Origin of the sequence: Algoriphagus aestuariicola (assembly GCF_017254835.1) — a bacterium.
Taxonomy (GTDB): Bacteria; Bacteroidota; Bacteroidia; order Cytophagales; family Cyclobacteriaceae; genus Algoriphagus; species Algoriphagus aestuariicola.
Map to the genome: position 1 here is coordinate 1,570,777 of NZ_JAFKCW010000001.1, position 25,523 is coordinate 1,596,299.

General features: G+C 44.2%; 15 protein-coding genes. 3 read left to right on the forward strand and 12 right to left on the reverse strand.

Going from position 1 to position 25,523, the window contains the following annotated elements; translation table 11 throughout:
• Positions 1-27 precede the first annotated feature (27 nt).
• A complete protein-coding gene (locus J0A67_RS06635) occupies positions 28-687 on the reverse strand; it encodes an ROK family protein (protein ID WP_206568475.1) in 660 nt (219 codons plus the stop codon).
• Positions 688-1,165: 478 nt separating this feature from the next.
• A complete protein-coding gene (locus J0A67_RS06640) occupies positions 1,166-1,783 on the reverse strand; it encodes an NADPH-dependent F420 reductase (RefSeq protein ID WP_206568476.1) in 618 nt (205 codons plus the stop codon).
• 521 nt (positions 1,784-2,304) lie between these two features.
• Between J0A67_RS06640 and J0A67_RS06645 the strand changes: the two genes are divergently transcribed.
• Positions 2,305-4,155 carry an FAD-dependent oxidoreductase gene (locus J0A67_RS06645; protein ID WP_206568477.1) on the forward strand — a complete coding sequence of 617 codons (1,851 nt, stop codon included), beginning with the start codon at positions 2,305-2,307 and terminating at the stop codon, positions 4,153-4,155.
• Positions 4,156-4,532: 377 nt separating this feature from the next.
• Here J0A67_RS06645 and J0A67_RS06650 read toward each other — a convergent pair whose 3' ends face one another.
• The 3 genes from J0A67_RS06650 to J0A67_RS06660 all read right to left on the reverse strand — a co-directional run bounded on the left by J0A67_RS06650 (position 4,533) and on the right by J0A67_RS06660 (position 7,974).
• Positions 4,533-5,396, reverse strand: a complete 864-nt coding sequence (locus tag J0A67_RS06650) for a hypothetical protein (RefSeq protein ID WP_206568478.1) — start codon at positions 5,394-5,396, stop codon at positions 4,533-4,535.
• A 439-nt stretch (positions 5,397-5,835) separates the two neighbouring features.
• Positions 5,836-6,444, reverse strand: coding sequence for a DUF4468 domain-containing protein (locus J0A67_RS06655; protein ID WP_206568479.1), 609 nt, complete (start codon positions 6,442-6,444; stop codon positions 5,836-5,838).
• A gap of 237 nt (positions 6,445-6,681) precedes the next feature.
• A complete protein-coding gene (locus J0A67_RS06660; protein WP_206568480.1) occupies positions 6,682-7,974 on the reverse strand; it encodes a prolyl oligopeptidase family serine peptidase in 1,293 nt (430 codons plus the stop codon).
• Positions 7,975-8,305: 331 nt separating this feature from the next.
• On the opposite strand from J0A67_RS06660, the gene J0A67_RS06665 reads away from it, so the two are divergent.
• Complete coding sequence (locus J0A67_RS06665; RefSeq protein ID WP_206568481.1) at positions 8,306-11,449, forward strand: PKD domain-containing protein; 3,144 nt, start codon at positions 8,306-8,308, stop codon at positions 11,447-11,449.
• A 124-nt stretch (positions 11,450-11,573) separates the two neighbouring features.
• Positions 11,574-12,584, forward strand: coding sequence for a UDP-glucose 4-epimerase GalE (galE, locus tag J0A67_RS06670; RefSeq protein WP_206568482.1), 1,011 nt, complete (start codon positions 11,574-11,576; stop codon positions 12,582-12,584).
• Between the two features lie 121 nt (positions 12,585-12,705).
• Here galE and J0A67_RS06675 read toward each other — a convergent pair whose 3' ends face one another.
• From J0A67_RS06675 to J0A67_RS06705, 7 genes are all read right to left on the reverse strand, one after another.
• Positions 12,706-15,045: an ABC transporter permease gene (locus tag J0A67_RS06675; RefSeq protein ID WP_206568483.1), complete on the reverse strand. Its 2,340-nt coding sequence runs from the start codon at positions 15,043-15,045 to the stop codon at positions 12,706-12,708.
• 437 nt (positions 15,046-15,482) lie between these two features.
• The gene (locus J0A67_RS06680) at positions 15,483-18,752 is read right to left on the reverse strand and encodes a S41 family peptidase (RefSeq protein WP_206568484.1); all 3,270 of its coding nucleotides are present in this window, start codon (positions 18,750-18,752) and stop codon (positions 15,483-15,485) included.
• A gap of 841 nt (positions 18,753-19,593) precedes the next feature.
• The gene (locus J0A67_RS06685) at positions 19,594-20,823 is read right to left on the reverse strand and encodes an IS256 family transposase (RefSeq protein ID WP_206568485.1); all 1,230 of its coding nucleotides are present in this window, start codon (positions 20,821-20,823) and stop codon (positions 19,594-19,596) included.
• Positions 20,824-20,938: 115 nt separating this feature from the next.
• A complete protein-coding gene (locus J0A67_RS06690; RefSeq protein ID WP_206568486.1) occupies positions 20,939-21,670 on the reverse strand; it encodes a phospholipase D family protein in 732 nt (243 codons plus the stop codon).
• A gap of 257 nt (positions 21,671-21,927) precedes the next feature.
• The gene (locus J0A67_RS06695; protein ID WP_206568487.1) at positions 21,928-22,764 is read right to left on the reverse strand and encodes a toll/interleukin-1 receptor domain-containing protein; all 837 of its coding nucleotides are present in this window, start codon (positions 22,762-22,764) and stop codon (positions 21,928-21,930) included.
• 233 nt (positions 22,765-22,997) lie between these two features.
• Complete coding sequence (gene ggt / locus J0A67_RS06700; RefSeq protein WP_206568488.1) at positions 22,998-24,701, reverse strand: gamma-glutamyltransferase; 1,704 nt, start codon at positions 24,699-24,701, stop codon at positions 22,998-23,000.
• A gap of 107 nt (positions 24,702-24,808) precedes the next feature.
• The gene (locus J0A67_RS06705; RefSeq protein WP_206568489.1) at positions 24,809-25,468 is read right to left on the reverse strand and encodes a metal-dependent transcriptional regulator; all 660 of its coding nucleotides are present in this window, start codon (positions 25,466-25,468) and stop codon (positions 24,809-24,811) included.
• Positions 25,469-25,523: the final 55 nt, after the last annotated feature.

The window sequence follows — 25,523 nt, forward strand, 5'->3', positions numbered from 1 at the left end:
TTTCGGGAATTTAGTTTCCAGCAGCCATCAAAACTTATAGGATTTTTCCCAAAGCCTGAAGCCACCAGTAAATGCGTTTTTGTTGGATCCAAGGCTGCAATCCTCAGGGATCTCGTCCAGCAGTTTGGAATTGCCTCCGCCCAGGACAATGTGGTCGGGCTGGAAGCAGCGTCTGAAGTGGGAGATCGACTGATATACGAGTTCTTTCCAGCGTTTCTTTCCGAGTTTTTTCAGGGCATCGTTGCCTACGTGGGTTTCAAAAGTCCCTTGCTTAAATGGGAGGTGCCCACCTTCCATGGGGAGAATAAGTTCTTCGAAAACCAAGGCTGTTCCGAGCCCCGTGCCGAATCCCATAAAAAGTAATTTGCCGCCTTCGTAGCTTCCCAAAGCTTGCATCGCGGCGTCGTTGATGATTTTGACAGGACAGCCAAAAGCAGCCTCGAAGTCATAACCTTTCCAACCTTCGCCCATATTGACGGGATTTGCGACGATTTTTCCCTGCTTGACCACGCCGGGGAAACCTATGCTGATACGGTCGTACTTCCAGTCTTTAGAGGCTTCCTTGACTAGGGGGATCATTTCTTCTGGGGTGAAATCTTTGCCTGAGGGTATCTTGATTCGTTCGGGCTGCCCCGTCGCCAGGATTTTTATGTTTGATCCTCCGATGTCAATTACGAGTACGTTCATTTTTTACAATTACAATAGGTAGTTAGGTTTGTTTGTGTTTGAAAGACAATCTCCCTCGGAAAGCGGCTTCAATCCAAAGAAAATTCCCTCCATGTGTTGATGTTTTTGATACAGCTATGCGAAATGCGGACTAAAGATAAGCAATACTTTCACTCGAAAAGGCCATTGCTTAAGGCTTTTTGACTTACATTAATTGGTGTTTTTTGGATTTTATCAGAACATTATTCTTCTGTTTGTGAGGTTTTTACATTTCGTTTCTGCTGGATTTGCCTTTTGCAATAAAATATAGTAGTGCGGAGGGAGAGGAAAAAATGGGGTTTTAACTGTAATAGCCTGTTTTTTTTGTTAGGTCGGTATCGTCCTAAAGAATTTTTTTGAAAGTGTTTATCAATCCACGGACAAAAGGAAAGTCGCCTTTTTGTGTTTTGGTTTAATGGCGTGCGAAAAGCCATTTGGAAGCGGGGATAATGAAACCAGCTTAGACTGAAATCAATTTGAAATGATAGCAAGAATTCTCCTTTTTGTTCCAGCAGATTTCCTTGCTCAGGTGATAGAATGCCTCAAGAAGGGGAGCGTTGACCATCCTTCCGACGTCAATCGCCCTAAAGCCAATAAGCTCAATCAGCCTTTTGAGTCGTAGCCTTTCCTGTTCGTGGTCTCCGCAAAAATAGGTTTCCTTGATAATGCCGAGAACGTCAGAGTTGGGATAGTCGATTCCCAGGTTATTGAAAGCTTTAAAAGTGGCTGCTTTTGGCGCGGCTTTGATGATTTGAGTTGTATTGGTATTTGCAAGTTTTTGCTTGTAGCTGGCATTGGTGCAATCTACGATGATTTTGTCGTCCAGATCCACATTTTTGAGGGCAGCGCAGATTTCAGTAAGGTGCTCGTTTTCACTGCAGATAAGAATGATTTCTGATTGGATTATCGCCGATTCAAAAGGGCAAATCCTATGGTGTAGGCGGTTCAGCGCTTTCCACTCATTGGCTTCCGTGTCAAAGTCACTGCAAACTCCGAAGACTACGGAAAGGCCCGCGTCCAGATACTTACTTCCCAAGGTTTTTGCCAGACTAGTTCCGCCAAGTATTCCAAGTTTCATACAGCTCAAAATTGTTTTTCATGAATCTGTTCAGTTCGAAGTTTTCTTGGGGAGTAAAACAGGGAGGGAGCGATAAACCAAGAAGTCGAAAAGAGCAAAAGAAAAGTAGGTTAAAAATCTATAGTGTCAAAATATAATTCCGAAAAAACTTATTAAATGAAATATTATTCATTTTACTGGTTTTGAAACACAAAAAATAGTCTTTAAAATTCTGTTTTTCCGACTTATGGTTTTTGAGCGAGAGGAAGAATATCGCAGCCAGACAATTCAACATGGGAAAACCTTATATTTTCCTTTCCAAATTCTCATAGGTAGCTTTTGGTTATCGAAGGCATTGTTACAAACTTCGACAGGAAGACAAAGCATACGGACCATTATAGTTTTCCATGCATCTAGGCATCCTTGGAGAATAGCGGAGCCTCAAAGAGGTAGCAAATCTTATACCTTGATAGATATATAGGTGTTCATCGGAGCCTGACAGTTATTTTTGTCTACAAGCCCAACTCAAACCCAAAAGAATCATGCCCAAAAAACTTCTGCTACTCCTCTTTATGGCCTTTTCCCTAAATGCAGTTGCACAGGAAGAATATGACTTGATCATCGTCGGGGGAGGAGCAAGTGGCACTTCGGCCGGGATTTCGGCTGCCAGAATGGGAGTCAAAACTATTATCATTGAGCCCGGTACTTGGTTGGGAGGAATGTTGACTTCGGCTGGCGTGTCGGCAATAGACGGGAACCATCGCTTGCCTTCCGGGATTTGGGGGGAGTTTAGATCCAAGTTGATTGAGCATTATGGTTCTCAGGCGGATTTGTCCACCGGCTGGGTTTCCAATACGCTTTTCGAGCCGAAAGTAGGAAATGAAATCTTTCAAGAGCTGGCCAGAAACGAGCAGAATTTGCAGGTTTCCTTTGAGAGCAATTGGAAGGATGCTAGCTATCAGGATGGAGTGTGGAAAGTGAGCTATGTGAAGAATGGAGCTGAGCTCCATTTGGAAGCGCCTATCCTGATCGACGCTACAGAGTTGGGGGATGTGGCCGCATCCTTGGGCTTGCCCTACAGACTGGGCATGGATGCCAGGGATGAGATAGGTGAGGAGTATGCTCCCGAACAGGCCAATGACATTGTTCAAGATTTGACCTATGTGGTGACTTTGGAGGATTTTGGGCAGGGCAGCGACCACACGATTCCCGAGCCTGCGGGCTATGATCCTGCGGAGTTTGCCTGTGCCTGTGCCCATGCCGATCCGATTTCGGACAACGATCCTACGCTGGATTGCGACAAAATGATCAGCTATGGCAAATTGCCCAATGGAAAATATATGATCAACTGGCCCAACTGCGGCAACGATCACTATGTGAATCTGGTCGAAATGACCCCAGAGGAAAGGGCAGTGGAAATCGAAAAAGCCAAACAGACCAGCCTCCGATTTGTGTATTACATACAGCATGAGTTGGGCTATAGAAATCTGGGGATTTCCGAGGACGAATATCCGACTGCAGACGGTTTGCCCATGATTCCCTACCACAGAGAGTCCAGGAGATTTTTGGGGAAAGTCGATTTTTCCCTGCCTTATGTTAGAACTCCCTACGAAGCTGCCAGTCCGCTCTATCGCACAGGCGTCGCTGTGGGAGACTATACCATCGATCATCATCACAAAAAAAATCCCGAAGCTCCGGCCATCGATTTTATCAAAATCCGGGTGCCATCCTATACCATTCCCCTAGGAGCATTGGTGCCAAAAGACCAGCCCGGCTTGATTCTCGCGGAAAAAAGCATTTCGGTGTCCAACATCGTCAATGGTGCCACGCGGCTTCAACCGGTGGTGTTGGGAATCGGGCATGCGGCTGGATTATTGGCTGCCGTCTCCGTCAAAAGTGGCAAGACCTTGGACCAGATTTCGATTCGGGAGGTACAGCAGGCGCTATTGGATCAGCAGGGGTATATCATGCCCTTTATGGATATGAATCCGGCGGATCTCCACTTTCAGGCGATGCAGCGAATTGGCGCCACGGGAATATTGAAAGGAAAAGGAGTTCCTTATCTATGGGCAAATCAAACCTGGTTTTATCCTGAGATGGAAGTGACCGAATACGAGTTGGTTTCAGGTCTTAAAAACTACTATTCCCAATTGGATGGGTTTTGGGGAGCATCTGGGGATTACCTGAGCTTGGATAGGCTTGCCGTGTTTTTGAAAATGATAGATTCTAGCCTGTCTTTGGAAAGCTTGGAAAAGAGCTGGATCCAATCGGATTTGGTGGGTGATTTTAAAGGCGAGCGGAAGCTGAACAGAAGGGAAGTTTCTGTTTTGTTGGATCGGGTGCTGAATCCCTTTGCGATTCCAGTGGATTGGGAGGGGAATCTTATTAGGTGAGCGGGAAAAGGCGTTTTACTGCCAATGGCTATCGCGGACTATGCTTAGGCAAGTGGTGAACTACGCTCAGTGGGGGATGTAAAGTGGGCATCGGGCTGGGCTGCTGAGAGTTTGCAACTACTCCCAAATATCCTTACCAATTTGTAATTGATTACTTTCCTTCTGGCTATTAGTGAATTAGAAATTCGAAGGAATAGAAAGGCGTAGTTGCAAACTACGACTAGGCCAGCGTTAAACTACGCTCAGAGGGGTTTTCAGAATTCATAATGGCGACAGCTTGGGGTAGTCCCGACGCCTAGGCAATCGCACAACCACGCCTGTTCAAGGGGCAAACCACGCGCAAAGAGGGACTTAGAATAGTTGAATACCCGCAGCAATCAACCTTCTATATGCCCGTATAGTTTGGGGAATTTTTCCGTTAGCGCTTTAAGAAAGTTGTTAGCTGAGTCCTCACGACTTGTGCTAAAAACAAATAATGCATTGGGGTAAGCGTTTCCGTAGACTATTCCTAGCCTGTATGCTTCAGCAAGGGACTGAATATGGAGCCTCTCAAGTTTGGTTGGCGACTCTCCGCCTATAACAATCTTGAAATCTGGAGAACTGCTAATTCTTGTGACTGATGATTTTCTGTTTTGAATCGCAATCTCACTTAGCTGGGATGAAATCTGATCCATCCTATCAATAATGTATTTTTCAGCGTCAGTAGCTGCTATTTGCTGCATTATAGAACTTTTTGCTGCTCGATATATTGGATTGTCGTGATTGGTGGCTTCAAAATCAATTGAGTTTACAGCGTCCAGAAATCGCGGCTTGAGGTTTTCAACTCCGCTCATTGAGTCATCATAAAACAAAGTTCTTTCCGCCTGAATATCAAAAGGAAGCTTGGTTTCATTTTCTGCCAATGAAATTACTGGAAGTCTCCTAGCATGGCGAACAGCTAATTCATACATCACATTTGGGTTCAGTCCTGTCAAATTAGCGACTACGAGGTCTGCCTCAAGCAACCTTTCAATAATCTGATTTGAAATAGAGCCGCTATCGCTTATATGATGGGCAGCTTCGACATGATATTCCAATTCTTGCAAAACCGGCTTAATTACGGCGTCAATCAATCCATTGGCTTTTATGTAAACCTCGCTCCCAACATTGCCTATGGGGGTGATTACGAAACATCTTTTTTTTGAAACTATGGATTGTAGGACGTTATTCTCGCTTTCTTCTTGTGCCGATCTCTTCGTCATATTAATACTTGGTTGAGGGTAAATCTAGCTTTTATCTTGGGAACTAAAAAACCAATCTTTCTAATTAGACTAGTCGGTCTAAGTCTAGGTATGGTACGTTAATTAGTTGATGGGATGGTGATCAATTCTTTCAAAAGAGGAAGTGAAATTGAATTAATTAAAAGATTAGATTTTAAGTGTCTTGATTTCACAAGGATAGTTCAGAAAACTCTTATTTCGGAAGATAGTACCTACGCTCTGGGGGTGGGTAATCTTTTTGGGTGAGTTCCCCCACTGGGAGTAGTTTGCAACTACTCCCTAATATCCTTACCAATTTGAAATTGGCCTTACCTTTAATTCTGATGATTTACGAATTGAAGATTCGATTGGATAAGAAGGCGTAGTTGCAAACTACGTCTAGGCAAGCGCCTAACTACGCTCAGAGGGGCATCTGCAGCTTTTACCAGTCATCACTTTTCAAATCACCTGAAACGACACCATTTCTCAGTGCGTTCTCTAAAGCTAGAAAAGTCTCATCGGCTTTGAGATGTGCTTTGACAAAGGCTTGTCCATGGAAGTTCTTTTCACCTCCCTTAGGATTGAAAGGATATGATCCACTTATTGGGTAGTTTGATGGATACATGTTGCCATCAAGATCATAGGATTTCACATCGTAGTTGGTAAGCGTAATGATTACCCTTGCTCGGTTGTCTTTAACATCAATTCTTAGGATGTGGATCACACTGAAGGATCTTGTGACTAGACCACTGCCGGTGTGCACATTTGGGAAAATTCCTTTTCCTATGATTGTTCCGTTTTCTTCGTTTTTATCCTGAATCACGGAATTTGCATCATTGTAGGTGTGAATGAAGTAAGATAAAGCTCGGTTATAAATCTCTTCCTTCGTTAGATTAATGTCTTCAATTACCGCTACATACGAGAGGTTTCCAGTATTGTCTATCTCATAAAGCCCTTGAATTTCATCAAGTTGTGTCTTGGTTTTCGATGATTGGGAATAGACAGATGTTGCTAGAAGAAGCAGGTTTGCTGTCAGTAGAAGGTGTTTCATGGGTGCATAAGAGTTTTGGGGCGATATTTCAGCAATTGTGACGTGGATTAAAATACCCAGTACTGGGTATTTTTCAAAAAAAGCCTACCAGATCGCTCCGCAGGGAGTAGTTTTTAACTACTCCCTAATATCCCTACCAATTTGCAATTGGCTATACTTTTTACTTCTGCTGATTAGCGTATTTCAAATTCGATTGGATACGAAGGCGTAGTTGCAAACTACGCCTAGGCATCTTCCTTACTTCCTCTTCCTCTGCCCAGCCATCCACTCCATGATGGTGACTGGCCTGCCTTCCAGCATGACGGGTGAGCCATCGAGGTCTTTTCTGGCTACGTTGGCATGGGAGTAGATCCAAGACCAGTGGCCTGGGTATCGGAAGTCATCCCCACCATAAAAGCCAGTAATGTCGGTGACGTTGTCGTAGTAGGAGAAATGGACGTTTTTGGCACCTGCCTTATTCAATCGCTCGAATAGAGGAACCACGGTTTCATCCGGTTTGGTGGTCATGTCGTCTTTGGAGTGCACAAACCACATCGGCACATTTTTGATTTTCTGAACCATCGCATCGCTGATGAATTCATTGTTGTAAGCCAAGGCACTGATAAAGCCTGCGGCAAAATAATCGGGATGTTCCAAAATCAACTTTAGGGACATGTAGCCGCCATTGGAGCAGCCACCCACGTAGATTCGGGTAGGATCTACATTCGGGTTTTTGGCTACAAAATCCTGAAACAGCGCAAACAAAGCCTCATTGTAGATATCGTTCGTCTGTCCTCGGGTCATGCCATCTGCGGCCTGCATCCAGAAAGTTGGTGTTTGTGGCACCAGCACATAAGCTCCCTTTCCGAAAAGGCTCTGAATCTCCGGAGAAGCATAATTGAAGGCTTTGTTTCCCAAAAGCGGAATAGTCGGGTCATTGCCTCCTTCACCGCCTCCATGTAGCCAAATGATGAGCGGAGCTTTGGCAGTAAGTCCTTTTGGCGTAAATGACGCGTAGGGCAGGGTCACATTCCCGTGGGTAAATTTCCCTGTCAAATCAAATTCATCCACGATAGGAAGGATTCTTCCTGCTTCCTGATTCCAGATCTTGCCGGATTTGGTCTCCATCACCGTCACGGCATAGTCAATCCATACATTTCCTCCTCGGTTGCCCATTCTGAGGTATTGGATCGGTGAGCCAATGGGTGCGATTGGGCTGACCGCCAAAACCAAAGTAGCGTGATTGCCTTCTTCTACGCGATTTCCATTTTCATCCGAAACGTAGGAGTAGACCACGGCTCTTTTGCCGGCAGTAGAAGCGGTCGGAATCTCTCCGTCTTTGGAGCTTCGGTTGACGTAAACCTCAAAGTCGGCGGCATTGATTTCTTTGACCGGCTGGTCTAGATCCAGGATGATTTTATTGACAGCAGGTCCCCAATCAAAGCCTTCGATAATCAGCTTGTATGAGCCCGCGGGTGGGTTGACTTCCTTTGCCAAAACGACGAGGGGCATCAGCAAAACGATCCAGAGGAAGTATAGGATTCTTTTCATATAGGTTTTTGGGTTTGAAATGATTGATACTGTATACTAGGTATTTATCAGTCCTTATTCAAAGAGAATTTATTTAGGTGGCAAAAAAACAAGCGAGGTCATAAATCGATAAGGGAGCTTTGACATAAATGCAAAGCTAAAATCAGTTTGGATCGCTGGAAGAACTCAAATCAGAGGGCTTTGCTATAAGCAACTCTGAGGCTAAAGTGCTCAATCTGACGACAAAGCCGACCGTGGATGTGGAATTTACGTTTCTGCTTTTAACATCTTTTTCAGAAGAATATTTTTTACTCTTCGCTATATTGAAATTCTTAATTCTCGTCACCCAACCATGACTAAAAAGCTACTTCGGCTTCTTCTTCTATTTTTTATGGCGAGTGCTAGTTTCTCGGCTTTGGGGCAGATTTCCACTGTTGGCAAGGAATTTTGGGTGGGATTTATGGAAAATAACAGGGTAAATAGCGGAGGTCAGGCTGGTCCAGGAGCGCCTGACTTTGCTGTTTTGGTAGTCACAGCCAATGAAAATACGACTGGCGCCATAGAATACCTCGGTCAGTCTTTGCCATTTAGCCTGAATGCAGGCCAGCAGTTTGCCGTGCGGGTTCCATCCCAAGACTTGGATTTGCTGCACCGCAATTCCGGAGTAGTCGAAAACAAGGGAATCCATATCACCGCCACTGGAAATATAGCCGTTCATGCCTTCAACGAACGGGTGCGGAGTGCGGATGGGACCGTGGTGCTTCCTGTTGGTGCACTGGGCAGGGACTACTACGTGACCTCGCACTTTGAATTGCTTACCGCACCAGTGACTTACGATGGGAACATCAACAATGAGAGCCTTCTGCTGGTCGTAGCCACAGAGGATAATACAGAAATAGAAATCACTACCAGTGTCAATACAGTAAGCGGCAATCAGGCAAATGTCCCATCCACAATTACCCTCAATCGCGGCCAAAGCTATCAGATCAAAGCCCGGGGTGACCTTACTGGCTCAAGGGTACGAGTGATCGGGGACAATGCCGATGAGTGTAAAAAAATCGCTGTTTTCGGTGGCAATAAATGGACCTCAGTCGGGAATTGCGGAGAGGCAAACGACCACCTTTTCCAACAAGCCTATCCGGTCAATACCTGGGGAACGAGCTTTGTCCACGTAGGGCTTTTGGGACGATCCTCTGGGGAGCTGGTCAAAGTCTTGGCAGCTGAGGACGGTACTGAGGTGTTTGTGAATGGAAATTCTAGAGGCACTGTCAATCAGGGAGAGTTTTTGACCTTGGAGTTTAATGCCGATGAATCAGGGAAGATCGATACCTCCAAGCCTTCATCGGTTTCAGTCTTATCCAAAAGTATGGCCTGCAACAATCCCAGTGCGCCAGGTGCTTCAACTGGCGATCCCTTCATTATCACCTACAGCCCCAGCGAGCAGTTTCTGACCAATTTGACATTCAATTCTATCGATCTTCCTTCCATTGTCAACCACTACGTGAACGTCGTGGTGAAGACAGGGACGCAAAACGGCACAGTCCTCGACGGACAGAATATAGGGAATCAATTTTCAGCCTTGCCCGGGGATGCAAGTTTCCAATTTGCCAGGATCAATATTTCCCGCGGGGTGCATAGCCTCAGAAACCCGGATGGGTTTGCCGCCTATTCTTATGGGTTTGGGGAACTCGAGTCCTATGGATACGCGGCAGGTGCTGCACTGGACAATTTGAAGTTTGAGGCGGAAGTGGATTATGACTTTGAAGTGGAAGGGGAAAAAATAGCCTGCCTCAACCACGAGGGAATCTGGGCCCTCAGCTCAACCAATCCAGATTTCACCTACTTTGTTTGGGATTTCGGGGATAGTTCTCCGACTAAAACGGGACAGGAGGTACCCCATACTTTCAACAAGGCAGGAACCTATGAGGTGAAAGTTTTAGCAGCACTCAGCCCTAATTCTTGTGAACAGCAGGAGGAAGTGACTTTCGAAGTGGAAGTGATAGAAACAGAGGCGTTGTTGGAAGGCGAACAATCCGTCTGCCCTGAAGTGGAGCAGGTGATGTACAGGGTAAGCGGGCTCTTGAATGTTGCCAGAAAAGAATTCGAAGTCGAGGGAGGTGTGATTGTCAAGGACTATGGAGACTCCGTACTTGTCAACTGGGGGCCAGCAAATTCGAATGCCAAGATTCGCCTGATTCCCTATTCTGAAAATGGTTGCCCTGGCGCAGCGCTTGAGTTGCCGGTGACGATCAATCAGAGAATAGTGGTAGGAGCAGCGAGTGGAGAGCTCGAGGTTTGCTTCGACCCTGCTGTTTCCCATAGCTACTCGGCACCGATTACTGTCTCAGGCAGAGGGTACGAATGGACTGTGACCGGTGGTCAAATTTTGTCTGGGCAGGGGGGAAGCGAGATAGAAGTAACTTGGGATCAGCCTGGTATCATCGGAACGGTCGAATACACCGCCTATAGCCTTGTAGATGCCCAATGCGAAGGGAGGGCTGAGGCAATCCAAGTCAAAGTGGCGGGTGAGTTTGTCGTTGAAACAAAGACGCTTAAGGAAATTACCTGCTCGGGTGACAATTCTGGCAGCATTGCCTTGGATGTACGCGGTGGAGTAGCGCCTTATCGATATGAATGGCTTCATGATCCGGCCCTGAATTCGGCAGAGGCTTTGGGACTGATTGAGGGTGTATACCAGGTGAAAGTAACTGACCAACTGGGTTGTACGCGTCTGATTGACAATCTTATACTCACGGCGCCGGAGCCCTTGGAAATTCTGTCTTTGGCTCCAACGGCTGTCTCCTGTTACGGAAAAGCAGATGGAACGGTAAATTTGGCCATCGCTGGAGGAGTGGGGCCTTATACGTTTGAATATTCCGGTCCCCGGGTTTTTTCTGGTCAGATTTCGCTGAGTGATATGCCATCCGGCAACTATGACTGGGAAGTAAAAGATGCCAATGGCTGCATCATTCCGGTCACCTTTGAGATCATTTCCCCCATTGCCTTGGAAGCAGATGTCCGTCTGGAAAAAGCCGCCTGTCCGGGAGGTTCTAATGGAGAATTGTTTGTCCTGCCCAAAGGCGGTTTGGGGCCCTTTATTTATCTATGGAAAGATCCCGGTCTCAGCGGAAATCTGGTTACCGGCTTGGGAGCGGGGGTCTATGAATTGGAGATAAAAGACGCCACAGGCTGCATCAGCGTTGGCAGGGGAGTAGTAAGAGAAGCCGCTCCGGAGGTCCGTATGCCCACGGGTTTTGACCCAAGACAAAGTCCCGGAGTCTATCGGGGTGTGACTTCCTGCGAAACTAACTTTCGGCTTTGGATCTATAACCGCTGGGGCCAATTGATCTACAGTGGAACAGAGGGGTGGGATGGAAGAGCAAATGGAGAGGATGCGCCAGCAGGCACCTATACTTACTTGGCGAGATACGATTTCGATTTGGAGGGAGTACCTCAATCCAGCGAATTCAGAGGTGGATTTACCCTCATCCGCTAGTCAAAATTGATTCCCTTGACGGTGATTTTTTAATCATAAGTCAGCTGCTAAAAACTCAATCCAAAAACTGCGTCTAAATTGGAGGATTTCAATAGTTTTGCTTCCGAATGATTTTTGACCTCACATGAAGAAGATTTTGATTACCGGCGGGGCTGGTTACATCGGTTCGCATTCTGCCGTTGAAATGTTGAAAGCCGGAATGGAACCGGTTATTTTGGATGATCTATCAAATTCGGACATAAAGGTCTTGGACCGTCTCGAAGAGATCACTGGAAAGAGGCTCGCTTTCTACAAAGGAGACTGCAACGACAAGTCCATGCTTGATTCGATTGCTAAGGAACATAAGCTGGAAGGTGTGATCCACTTTGCCGCATTCAAAGCTGTGGGAGAGAGCACGGCCCAACCCTTGAAGTACTACCGTAACAATGTCGGTTCTTTGGTTGTGCTACTGGAATTTATGAAAGAGCAGGGGATTAAAGACCTGGTCTTTTCATCTTCCTGCACGGTTTACGGGCAGCCTGAGGTGCTTCCCGTGACCGAGTCTACGCCAAGGCAGGAAGCGGAAAGCCCCTATGGAAACACCAAAAAGATTTGTGAGGACATCCTGGTTGATTTTGTAAAGAGCAAGCCAGGCCTGCGAGTCGTCGCACTACGGTATTTCAATCCTGTCGGTGCGCACACAAGCGCAAAAATAGGCGAACTTCCTCTGGGGGTTCCGGCGAATCTCGTTCCCTTCATCACCCAAACGGCTGCGGGGATTCGTGAGAAATTGACGGTCTTTGGAAATGATTATGATACTCCAGATGGCAGCTGTGTAAGAGACTATATCCATGTTGTAGATTTGGCCGACGCACACGTAAAGACGCTTAGCTTTCTTCAAAGCCAAGAGGATAATTTTTATGATGTTTTCAATGTGGGAACCGGAAATGGAAACACGGTTTTGGAGGTGATCCATGCCTTTGAAAAGGTTAGCGGACTAAAACTCAACTACGTGATCGGACCTCGCAGGCCTGGAGATGTGGTGAAGACCTGGGCGGATACGACCAAGATCAACAAAGTATTAGGTTGGAAGCCCAACTACTCCCTTGAGGATTCCATGCGGGACAGCTGGAATTGGCAGAAGGGCCTTGCCTAAAACCTCAGAACCGGGATAAAATCCCGGTTTTTTATTCTAACACACTTAAATGTGACCGAGGAAGTTTAGACACTTCCCAAGTGGGTAATTCATTGCCATTCCCACTAATGGACTTCCTTTTTTACTCTGCTTTTAAAACTTTTACAGGTTCAATTTGTCCTGCCCGAATAGTTTGGGATAGGACAATCATAAGCCCGAGCACAGCCACCAAAGCAAAGCCTATACTTATATTTAAAAAACTCAAGTTAACCAGATTGCTGCCCAGATCCTGTCTAATCAAATCACCGACAAAAAAGCCAGCCGGAACACCAATAAGGCCTGCAATTAGCATAAGAATGCCAAAATTTCTGGTGGCTGTCCACACCAATTTTGCGTTGCTTGACCCCATTAATTTTCTTATGCCCAGTTCTTTAGTGCGTATTTCTACGGAGTAGCTTGCTACACCTAAAATTCCCAAACCGGCGATTATATAAACAATGAGGGCAAGGCCTCCAAAAATGCCGATTCTATCACCACTGCTCGATCCTGAATAATGGTGTTCTTTTAAATTGTGAAGATTTGCTGTTTTTTCAGGAAAATTTTTATTCCATAAGGTTTGAATGGCTTCGGCCGCAACCAATTCTGTATCCGGCTTTGTTTTTATGATAAGGGTGGATATTTCATTTGGCAAATACCGATACATTAAAGGGCGTTGTTCATCAATAATTTCATTGGGCATGATACCAATAACTTGTACGTAGGCAGAATCCAGCATTAGATTTTGCCCCACTAAAGTCTCTGATTCAGATTTCAATAATTTTGCAGCTTCTTCATTCACCAACACATATTGCTCTGAACTTAGAGGCATATCATCAGGAAAATTCTCTCCTGATATTAACCTGATACCTTCAGTTTCAATTGTTTTTGGGTCGATACTTACATAATTTATTTCCAGAATTTTATCATTTAATGATACAGAAGATTTGCCCAGTTTCATGGGTTTATGATACCAGTTTGTTGCCAGAGTAGTTTCTACTTGGCTTAACCGGTTAATATCGTTTAGCAGGTTATTATATTTTTCGCCTTTCAAATCAAGTGTCAGGACATTAGCTGGCACAGTTGATTCTATGATGGCACTGCTTTTTAATTCATAATCGGCCAGCATGACCACCTGTATCATAAGCATGATGGTTACTGAAAATTGTAGGACAATCAAACCTTTGTAAACAGCTACACCCCGGAACAGCTTTATATTCTTCATTTTACGCAAAATCTGGGTTGGCCGAAACGCTGACAAAAGCCAAGATGGAAATGCCCCAGCGACGAGACCTGTGATAATTGCGTAGGTTAGCAAGCCTAGAATTAAGGTGACATCCAGAGAAAAAGCCACCTTGAAATCCGGATCTGGTATGTAGTTCATTAAAATCATAACACACGGCACTGTAAACAACAAAGCCAACAGGGAAACAAGGGTCGATTCAATTAAAAATTGACCAATGATTTGTCTTCTTGTGACTCCTATCGTTTTGCGAACACCTACTTCTTTCGCACGGGAGAAGGCACGCGCCAATGCCAAACTGATATAGTTGAAAGCAGATAAAAGGGTTATGGATAGAATCATTAAAAGCTGCAATTTTATACCCTCCCAGCTTCCTCCCGCATTGGCGTCATTTTTAATGTCTTTGTATTGAGGGGTAATATCTTCTATGGGTTGTGCCAAAAATTGAAGATTGCTCTTTTCCAATCTCCGATTATAATTTTGAAGCGTTGTATTGAGCTGCTTTACATCATTTTCTGAATTTAATCGGGCGTAAATCGTTGAACTCTTAAAGTCTCCCCAACTTTGGGAAATGTTACTGATTGCACCTTCTTTCTCCAGCATTTCAGCAGAATTAATGGATAGCATTGCCTCAAGGGGCAAATGTGTTTCTAAAGGTGGGTCCTGGATAATTCCCTCAACTGTATAAGAACCTAAATTTTCAATTTGAACAGTTTGCCCTAAAGCATTGGTGTTTCCAAATATCTTCTTTGCTGCTTTTTCAGTTAAAAATAGGCTGGTATTATTGGTAAGGCTTTGTGCATTACCTGACAACAAATTGAAGCCAAAAACATCGAAAAAAGAAGGCTCTGAAAATACAATGTCAAGAGGTACATCACCTTTATCTGTTTGCAAGTTATGTTTTCCTGCCAGTCGTACTTTTACTGTTTTTTCAACAAAAGAGATGTTTTCCAACAGAGGCGCCAATGGCAATGGAGCTGTTGCCCACTTGGTTTGTTCCCCCTCATTTGTTTCCTGCGTGAGTATCCGAACTAGGTGATTTAATTCGGGATGAAAATGGTCTGTATCGAGCGTGGCTTTGATGAATGTGAAAAGAATAACACCAACCGCCATACTCAGGGACAAACTCAGGATATTGATCAATGAAAAAAGTTTGTTTTTCCAGAGTATGCGTTTAGCGATTTTTAAATTGTTCTTTAGCATGAATCAAAGGGTGAATTTTTTATGAAAAACTGGCCAAAAACTGAAGTGGGGGATGCCTCTCAATTCCTTTGGCAAAGTTGGTGCCTGAAAACAACCCGTTAATTATCAATATTTTATAAATTTTTTTATTAAAACGTGTTCGATTTTAGACACCCTGATGTATCGATTTGATTCTGTCAAGTAAAAATGTTTTCACCCAAAAAAGAGATTACATCTGTTCAGTCTGACTACCTCTGATGCTGAACCGATCAGATGGTCCGCAATGAATTTCTTGAGTTGAGGCATCACATCTTCGCCTGGGGACTTAACCAATAGTAAATTGGTATTAATAAAAAGGCGTAGTTAAAAACTACGCCTTGGTAAACGTTCAAACTGCACCCAGTCCTAACTATCATTTGTCTACACCAAGTAGGGGAATTGGGATTGACAGATACAATTTAATTCTTCTTCATTCCTTTTGCCGTCCTGTCTTCATAAGCAGGAGCAGGAGTCATGGTAGATGGATGGGAAGGAATGAGTTTCAATACTTCTTGCACCACTCTTTCCATCTGAGGATCCCGCCCCTGCATCATCAGGTTGGGATCATCCCATACGACGATGTCAGGGCTTACACCTTCTCCTTCCCAAAACCAGTGTCCGGCATTGTCATAGAGTCTAGCGTCCGGTACAGTGATTCCTCCACCGTCTATCAACTGATGTCCCGTAGCCGGTCCAACCAAAATCCCAAGTGTATTTTCACCGACTATCGGTCCTGCCTTCAACACTTTGAAAGCCCAAGGAAGTCCATCACCGCCGGATCCTGCCCAACCATTGATCAGCATACCCATCGGGCCGGTATTGGCTTTGATCGGGTTGGTATGGTCACGGCCATGTCTCCAATGAAGGTTATAGGTTACAGGTCTTTGAAGCAATTCCAAAAATCTGTCTGCCAATTGCCCTCCGCCATTGAATCTTTCGTCGATGATAAATCCTTTTTTGTCCAGTTGGCCATAATACATGCTGACCAGTTCACGCTGACCGTCACCTCCTGTATTGGACATGTAGACATAGCCAAGCTGTCCGTCGGAAAGTTTTTCGACTAACTTCCTGTTGTTTTCAAGCCACTCCAGATACCGGAGATTTCCCTCCTCAGCAGGAGTCAGACAGGTGATGACCACGTCTTTGCTGGATTCCGAATTGCCGCTTTTCTGCCCGACCGTCAAGGAAACTGTCTTTCCGCTCAAACCTTCAAATGCCGCATACGGATCTTTGTTTGGATCGAGTTTGATGCCATTGACAGCTAGGATATAATCCCCTTCCTTCACCTCGACACCAGACCTGTCAAAAGGCGACCTTACTTCGGTATTCCAGGCAGCGGGTTTTACAATCCTCTTGATCTTATATCGGTCTCCGTCTTTTGCCCACTCGATTCCAAGAAATCCTGTCATCAATGGGGTCACTGATTCTACATCACCGCCATTGGTGTACGTGTGTCCTGCGGCAAGTTCTGCCTGCATGTTGGATTGGATGTTGGTGATGTCCCAGCGGGTTCGGGCATCTTTGATCAAGGCTCCATAACGCTTCCTCATATCTTCCCAATCCACTCCCTGCATATTGGGATCGTAGAAGAAATCCCTGTATCGTCTCCAAGTATCATTGAAAATCTGATTCCATTCTTCCCTAGCCACCCAATTCATCACAAGTCCGTTGGTAGGGATCGGCTTTTCCATTTTTTGACCGGCATTTGCAGCGATGATCCCAAATTGTCCATTGCTGGAAATCAAAATGGATTTGCCGTCAGCAGATACTTCATAATTGTTCACCTTATCCAAAATGGTTTTTTCCTCCCTCTCCTTGATATCATAAAACATCAAAGTTGAGCCATTGTCTCCCGAGCCGGTTCGAGGATATCTCATAAAAACCAGTTTGTCGTCGATGGCTGTCATCTTCCCAAAGTTGCCTGGCTTGACAGGAAGGATGACCACTCGAGACTCCAATCCATCAAAATCAATGGATACCTGAACGCCATTGGATTTCTTCTCTTCCGGTTTCTTTTCGTCGGGCTTCTTTTCCTCAACTACCGTAATGGAGTCATTTTTTGGTGCCAAAAGGGAAGCCACAGATTTGCTCAAGCTGATTGCCCCGATTTGGGTCGCATTGGGATACACCCATGTACCGTCACCCAAAGCTGAGTAAACAGGTTCCATATTCCGGTTGGTCTGGAAAAAGAGGTATTTCCCATCTTTACTAAACACCGGTGAATCATCCGAATAATAACCTGAAGTCGCCTGAGTCAATTTGTTTCCTTCTACATCATAGATGAAAATGGCCGTATTCGCATTTTCGAGTCCTATCGGAAATGTAACAAACTTAGAATCCGGAGACCAAGAGATCGGGAATCCCGGCGCTCCCCCGTGTCCAATTACCCAATGGGTATTTCCTGCTTTTTTGATCTGTCCCGAGACGGCATCTACCACTGAGATATCATGCTTTTCATCAATGAAAGCTAATTTTTTGCTGTCAGGAGACCAATGCAGGGTATATCCAAACCCACCTTTTCGGTCGGTAAGTTTTTTGGCTTCTTGATTGCCTTGGGTATTTTGAAGGTATATTTCATATTCACCTGAACGGTCGCTCCAATAGGCGATAGATTTGCCGTCAGGAGACCAAGCCGGACTGTGGTCCAAAGCACCGCTTGATTGGGTCATATTGAGAGTGAAGCCTTCCTTCGAAGGGACATTGAACAGCTCGCCTCTTGCCTGAAAAACAACCCTTTTGGCATCAGGGGAAACGGTCATATTGGTGATGTTTTTGCTCACATCTTTTTGTTGGGCCATTTCTACCGAAAGGTCACTGACCACATGGACATCTACTTTTTTGTAGTTTTTGGTAGCCAAGTCCATGAGGTAAAGGTCACCCCCCATTTCAAATACCAATTCCTTCTCACTTGCGGATAGATAGGAAATATCAAAATCCTTGAAAGTGGTCAGCTGTGTCAAAGCTTTGGTTTTGGTATCATAAGACCAAATATTCAGTCTCATATCGGGGTTTTCATCCGAAAGGAAATAGACCGTATTGCCCGACCAGGCAGGTTTGCCGTCAATAGCTATCCTGTTGGTGACATTTTCGACCTTTTTAGAAGCCATATCATAGATCAGGATATCAGAGTTGTTGCCGCTGCGGATTCTTTTGAAAGGATAATTTTCAGTGATTTTGGTGATGTAGGCCAATTGCTGTCCATCAGGTGAAAAACTTGCCAATTCGCCGTAAGGCACAGGCAACTTCTCAGGAAATCCACCTTCTTTGTTGACTAGAAAAAACTGGTTCAACAACCTTCTTCCGCCCAATTCTCCAGTCGACCCGATGAGCAATTGCTTCCCGTCTGGATGCCAGTCGATCATGCGGTCCGGGAAGGACTTGTACGTCACCCGGGTAGGTACGCCACCGGTAACCGGCATCATAAATACATCAAGATTGCCATTATAGCTCGCTGAAAATGCGATGGATTTTCCATCAGGGGAAAATCTCGGCCATGATTCTTCACCGGGCGAACTTGTCAATTGGATGGCCATGCCTCCCTCTTTGGGAACTGTCCAGATATCTCCTCCAAACACAAAGGCAATATGCGTATCGGAGACGTCCATGTAGCGCATCAATTTCGCATTAATCTGGGCGAAGGATGGCAAAACTGTACACATGAAAAAGAGTAAGGTGAAAAGGTTTTTCATAGTGGTTTGGGTTTTGTTAATTTTCAAAAGTTAAAAATTAAACCCGGCTTTTTTCCAAACCTTGTTTTGAAATAGGGTAATTCTGGGGTAGAAAAAATAAAGACCCCAAAGGGGCTCGGAACCCATAATTATCACCTCAAAGCACATAATTATCAGTTCTTAACTGAAATGCCCAGGCTAAAAGGTGAAGATGATCGGCTTGGAGATTTGAGGAATTGGTGATTGGCTGGCAGGTAGAAGATTCGCCAAATTGAAAATTGGTTAGGATAGGAGGTTGTTTTACAAACTCATCTAGTCCCGATTATCATTTGTCTACGGCCAATTGGAGATTTAGCCAATTGCAAATTGGTATGAATAAAAAGGCGTAGTTTCAAACTACGCCTAGGGCAACGTCTAAACTACGCTCAGTCGGGGGTGCCTCATCAAAAGCTTTTTGGATTTTTTCGAGACTTGCTGAATACTCATTACTTGCGTTTGAATTCATTTCGGTCTGAGTGTCACCTTGAAAATTTCTGGTTTGACATTTTATTGAATTAAATCCTGTGATCATGAAAATAAATAACAGCAATGTTTTTCTATGGAGTTTCATGGTAAACTTTATGATATTTTTCTAATTTTTAAATAGAAGATTTCGATATTAATTGCTAGGGTAGAATAGTAGGGTGTAGTTACAAACTATACCTATTCTGGATAATAATTTGTCTAAGTCCAGAAGGGGAGTTGGGCTGTTGTGGAGCCTAGAATGAGGACTTAACCAATTGCAAATTGGTATTGATATAAAGGCGTAGTTTCAAACTACGCCTAGGAAAACGTCCAAACTACACTCAGTGGGGGGTGTTCACTAAACTGTGTCAGTTTGGTTAAATCGATCTTCGAAGTAAGCAATTAGATCTTTCCGAATAGATGGCCAGGCGAATATGGTTCCGTTCCATTTTGTTTGTGCATTCATGGATGCCAGGTAAATCTGTTTCAAGATCGCATTTTCCGAACTGAATGCACCTTTGGTTTTGGTGACTTTTCTGACCATCCGATGGTAGCTTTCAATTGGGTTGGTCGTGTAGATAAGCCTTCTTAACTGGGGAGGATATTTGTAGAAGTTGGTCAGCCTGTCCCAGTTCCGATGCCATGATTTGAAAACCACCTTGTATTTACTCCCCCAGGTTCCTTCGGCTTCTTGCAGGTAATGAAGCGCCATCTTTTCATTATCGGCTTTGTAGATTTTCTTCAGATCCTTGACCATCGGTTTCATGTCTTTTTCACTGATGCATTTCATCGAATTGCGCATCTGGTGAACCAGACAGAGCTGAACGTCAGTCTGGGGGAAAACATCTTCAATGGCCTCAGCAAACCCGTTCAGGTTATCTATACAGGCAATCAGGATATCCTCAATACCCCGCTGCTTGAGTTCGTGGAGTACCTGGCGCCAGAATTTGCTGGATTCATGATCCCCAAAATAGACTCCTACCACTTCTTTTTCTCCTTGGGTAGTTACTCCAAGGATGGAGTAAACCGCCTTGGTCTTTACCGCTCCGTCTTCCCTGACTTTGAAGTGCATCGCATCCAGCCAGATCACCGGATACAGGCTCTCCAAAGGACGATTCTGCCAGGCTAATATCTGTGGGAAAATCCTGTCGGTAATTGCTGTCAGAGTCCCTTCAGAAACTTCTATCCCATACATCTCTCCAACATGATCCTGAATGTCCCGATAACTCATCCCCCGGCTGAACAGGGCAATAATCTGATGGTCAATGTCAGAACTGATCTTATGCTGTCGCTTCTCCACGATCTGTGGTTCGAAACTGGAATTGCGGTCCCGGGGAGCCAAAACTTCAAAGCCGCCCAACGAGCTTTGAAGTTTTTTGGCTCCATGCCCATTCCGCCTATTCTTGCCGGCTTTTCGGGTTCCAACCAGATGATCGTCCAACTCTCCTTCAAGAGCCGATTCGATGATCATTTTCAATAACGGGGTAAAAACTCCATCCTTACCCGCCAATGGCTTGCCTGAGCGAAGCGCATCTCCGGCTTGCTTGGCAAAAGCCTTGAAATCAAACTCTTCTTTGTCTTCTTTCATAGTCAAAATTTAATGGTTTAAATTTTGACACAGTTATTTGAACAGTCTCGGATATTAGGGTGTAGTTTACAACTACACCCTAGTCCAATGATAATTTGTCTGCTCCGAGAGTAGGTTACTTTATTTCTTTGGCGAGCTCTTCAGGCCAAACGATAAATTTACCATACTGCCCGGCTTTCGAAATTCCTCCTAATTCAATCCCTTTTTTTGTAGCAATCCAATCTTCCTCTTTTTTGTACATCAGTTTATTATCAGATAGACACTCATTGATTTTTCGACTACTCAATCCAGTTATTTCCGACAATTCTTTCGTGGTTTTAAGGCTAGTTTTTGAATAATCTTTGACTCTTTCATTTAAAGATGATTCTATTTCAATTTTTGGCTCGGAAGGTTTTTTTTCGACTTTGGTTACTGAAACTCTTATCTCCTCACTAATTGTTAACAATCTGGTAGCTTCAGTGTAAATGTCCTTATATAAATCTGGATCATCTTCTTTTCTTACGAGTATCCCCATTTCATCATTGTTCTGTTGAGAAAAAGAATACAGATTCATTGAAGTTACAATTGCTTCATTCTCATTGATATAACATTTGGAATGTAAAGTTGGGCAAATACTTGTTCTAACTCCAACCTGACTTTCTAACCAATTGCTTTCTTCTAATTGAAGTTTGCTCTCTCGATATACTATTCTGATATCTCTTTTTTGAATATTTAAGTTTTGAATATGATCTTTTATTCTCTTGTGGAATTGCAAATAGGGACTGATTAATATTAACCGATCAGAAGTCCTTTTTATTAATTCCTCAAGATGATAGGAAACTCCGGTTGTGTTTAGAAATTTGACCATTTGTTACTGTTGATTTGTTATAAAATTGAAAATTAAATATTGCGTTTATTAATTTGTGTTTAATTATAAATTAAAAAGATGTTTGGATTTCAGCTAATTGAAAATTGGTAGTAATATAAAGGTGTTTTACAAACTATGATTAGACAAACGTATAAACTACGCTAAGTGGGATTGGGTCGCCTTGACATTAGGTGATCAACTGGTGCTTTTGATTTTACAAGTGTGCCCTGTGTTTTCTCAACAATAGTTGGCCAGAGTTAATTTATTTTTTCATCTAAACGCTTAAGAATTCTATCTCTTTTGCGTTCCCAGTTTGCAAACTTTATTTTGTCTTCAATGATGAATTTTTCTTCAAGTAAATCCTTTAGAAGGTTTAGTCCAATACAGTCATTTATATAAAGTCCTTGTGTTAATGGAATTACTCCTTCGATTTGATCAAATCTGAAGGGAGGAATAAGAATTGGAATATGTTCTTTTGACTGAACCCAAGTTGCCCCCATTTCACATAGGCAAACTGGACTTGAGTAAAAGTTCTCTGAAATAAGGAAAAGCACCAGAGTTTTTTCAGTTAATTCATTTTTAATTCGTTGAAGAAAGTTCTCTCCGAAACTGATTCCATATTCACCAAAAGAAGTACAAAAAATACTGGTACTATCGAGTCCTATAGTCTCGAGTATGTCGATTAATTCTTCAACTATTTCCGAGTCTTTTGATGAATGACTGATAAAGACTTTATTAACTGAAGAAATCCCTTTGGTTTCATTAGATGGTTCATCTTCCCCATTTAAATCTTCTTTGAATTCATCTATGTAGTTTATTATTAAATCTTTGGCAATTTTCAAATCCTTTCTAAACTCTCTTAGATCTTTAACTGAGTAATCCATTCCCCCGACCCAAATTCCTGGATTATAGAAAAAGTAAAGTTTTTCAAATTCCCTGATTTCATGAGATTCTGCCCCAAATACTTTTATTAATGTTCTTTCTGTCAAACTCTTCCAAGTCTTAAAATCAGGATCGGAGCTTGATTCCACTTTGATCTTCTCCGTTTTATTTAAGATTTTTTGGAGAAGTTCTATTTTTCTATTCGTTGTCATGTTTCAATTGTGGCCACTCCTTTTTTCATTCACTTATACTGTCTATTTTCCTTGTTTTGGCAAATAAGCCAATGTTTGTAGCTTGTTATTTTTCAATTCAAAGATGGAAGACAGGGAGTTTTAAATGAGAAAATCCTCCCTTTGTTTTTAGGCCAAATTAATACTTTCGTCCGAATTACCTGATCTCAGAAACTAAAAAAGCTATCTAATTTCCACTAAATGGCTTCTTAGCTTTAATACCCCGCTGCCTGTCCGTCTTTCCTTGATTCGGAGGCGCCGATATAGACTTTCCTGACTTTGTCATAATAGATGGCTTGGTATCCTCCGTAAGGTCCGATGCTGTACTCGATGCGGTGGCCCATTTCTTCCAGTTTGCGGATGACTTCGTAGTCGAATCCGCTCTCCAGGTTGAGCGAACCTCCATTGGTCATCTGCGATCCGGTGGGTTCGGACGAACCGTTATGCCTCATCCTCGGAGCATCGCCCGCTTCCTGCAGGTTCATGCCAAAATCTATCAGATTGACCACAATCTGGGTATGTCCTTGAGGTTGCACCGATCCTCCCATCAAGCCAAAACTGAGGTAAGGATCTCCATCCTTGGTGATAAATGCCGGAATGATCGTGTGAAAGGGTCGCTTTCCCTTGGCCAGGGAGTTCCAGTGATTTGCATCTTGGACATTGAACTGTTGTCCGCGATTTTGCAGGACAAAGCCTAGTCCATCCGGCACCATGCCCGATCCAAACTCATCGTAAATGCTCTGAATAAGGGAAACCATATTTCCGTCTTTGTCCGCAACGGTCAGGTAGGTGGTGTTGCCCTTTTCGATATCTCCGGCAGGATAGGAAAGAGCGGCTTTGTTCAGATCGATAAGTTTTCTGCGCTCCTCGGCGTAGGCTTTGGAGATCAGTAGGTCGACTGGGATTTGATTGAATGCCGGATCAGCATAGAACTTTGCTCGATCTTCGAAAGCCAGTTTCTTGGCCTCCGTGAGCACATGGAGGTATTCCGCACTTCCAAAGCCCATGGACTTGATATCAAATCCTTCGAGGATGTTGAGCATTTGAAGCACAGCAATCCCTTGACCATTTGGCGGAAGTTCCCATACATCATAGCCCCGGTAATTGGTGCTGACGGGTTCCACCCATTCCGATGAGTGCTTTTGTAGGTCTTCGTAGCGGAGATAGCCCTCATTTTCTTTCATAAACCGGTCAATCGTCCGAGCGATTTCTCCTTCATAGAAAGCCGATCTTCCTTCTTTGGCTATCAAAGCGTAGGTATTGGCGAGGTCGGGATTCTTGAAAATTTCACCTTTTTTAGGAGTGTTTTTGCCATTCGGCATGTAGGTTTTGCGGAAACCTGGAATGCCCTGCATCTCCGGCCACATGTGATCCATCTGCCAGGCAATCACCTCTGAGACCGGAAAGCCGTTGGTTCCATAATCGATGGAAGGTTGGAGGATCTCCTGCATAGAGAGCTTCCCAAAGCGCTTGTGCATCTCAAACCAGCCGTCCACGCAACCCGGAACAGAGACAGGCAATGGACCAAGCAAGGGAACATAATTCAATCCCTTTTCCTTGAAAACCTCCATTGTGAGACTCTCCGGAGCTCTTCCGCTACCGTTGAAACCGTAGAGTTTCTTGGTCTTAGCATCCCAAATGATGGCAAAGACGTCGCCTCCGATTCCACAGGCATTGGGTTCCACCAAGCCCAGCATCGCATTGGCAGCGATGGCGGCATCCATGGCCGAACCTCCCTTTTTCAAAATGTCCAAAGCAACTTGTGTGGCAAGGGGTTGGCTCGTGGCAGCCATTCCGTTTTGGGCCAAGACTTCGGATCGGGTGGTGAAGGTTTTTCCCGTGACTCGGTCTTGGGAAAAAGATACAACAGACACCAGCATTCCGGCTAAAAGTGCGAAGAGGAATTTCAATTTGCTCATGGGATCGGGATAAAAAAAGAACTCTAAGCTAGCCGGAAGGATGGACTTTTTGGATACAGGAAGTGTAATTTCTACCTTCCCGAGGATTTAACTACGGGCCAATTACGTCAATCCAATACTCTCACCAACAACCTCTCCGACACTTTTTCACTCAAGGTCTCTTGGGGATGATTCTGATAACTGACTACCAAGCTGAGGTCATAGGCTTCGCGCGACAAAACCTTCAACTGAGTTCCCAAGGCCAGTTTACGACTGTTTAAAAACTCCAAAAATTCCGTTGAGGAATTGGTCAAAGCAGTGAGTTGGACTGTCTGTCCGGGTTTACAGGAAGAAAGAGGGACATATGAAAATTCCTGAATTCTACCCTGATTGTCCGGAATCGGTGATCCGTGCGGATCTATGGTGGGAAAACCCAGCATTTCATCCATTCTCTGGAAAAACTTTGGTGCATGGATATGCTCGACCTGTTCGGCAATTTCATGTACTTCCTCCCATCCAAATCCCATCTTTTTCACCAAAAACATCTCAGTCAACCGGTGCTTGCGGATGATCAGCGCTGCCTCTTTTTGACCCTCAGGAGTCAGAATCAAAGGTTTGTATTTTTCATAGTTCACCCAGCCGCTTTTCTGAAGGCTTTTCACCATGCTGTTGGCTGTGGGAAGACTGACTTGAAGACCATGGGCCAGCTCGGAGAGATTAACTTCTCCCAAAGAATTGGAAAGATTGAAAAGTGCTTTGAGGTAATTCTCTTCGGTGGAGGAAGCCATACTTGGGTTGATTATCTGATCACCCAAAAATACAATAGGTTTTATTATAAAAACA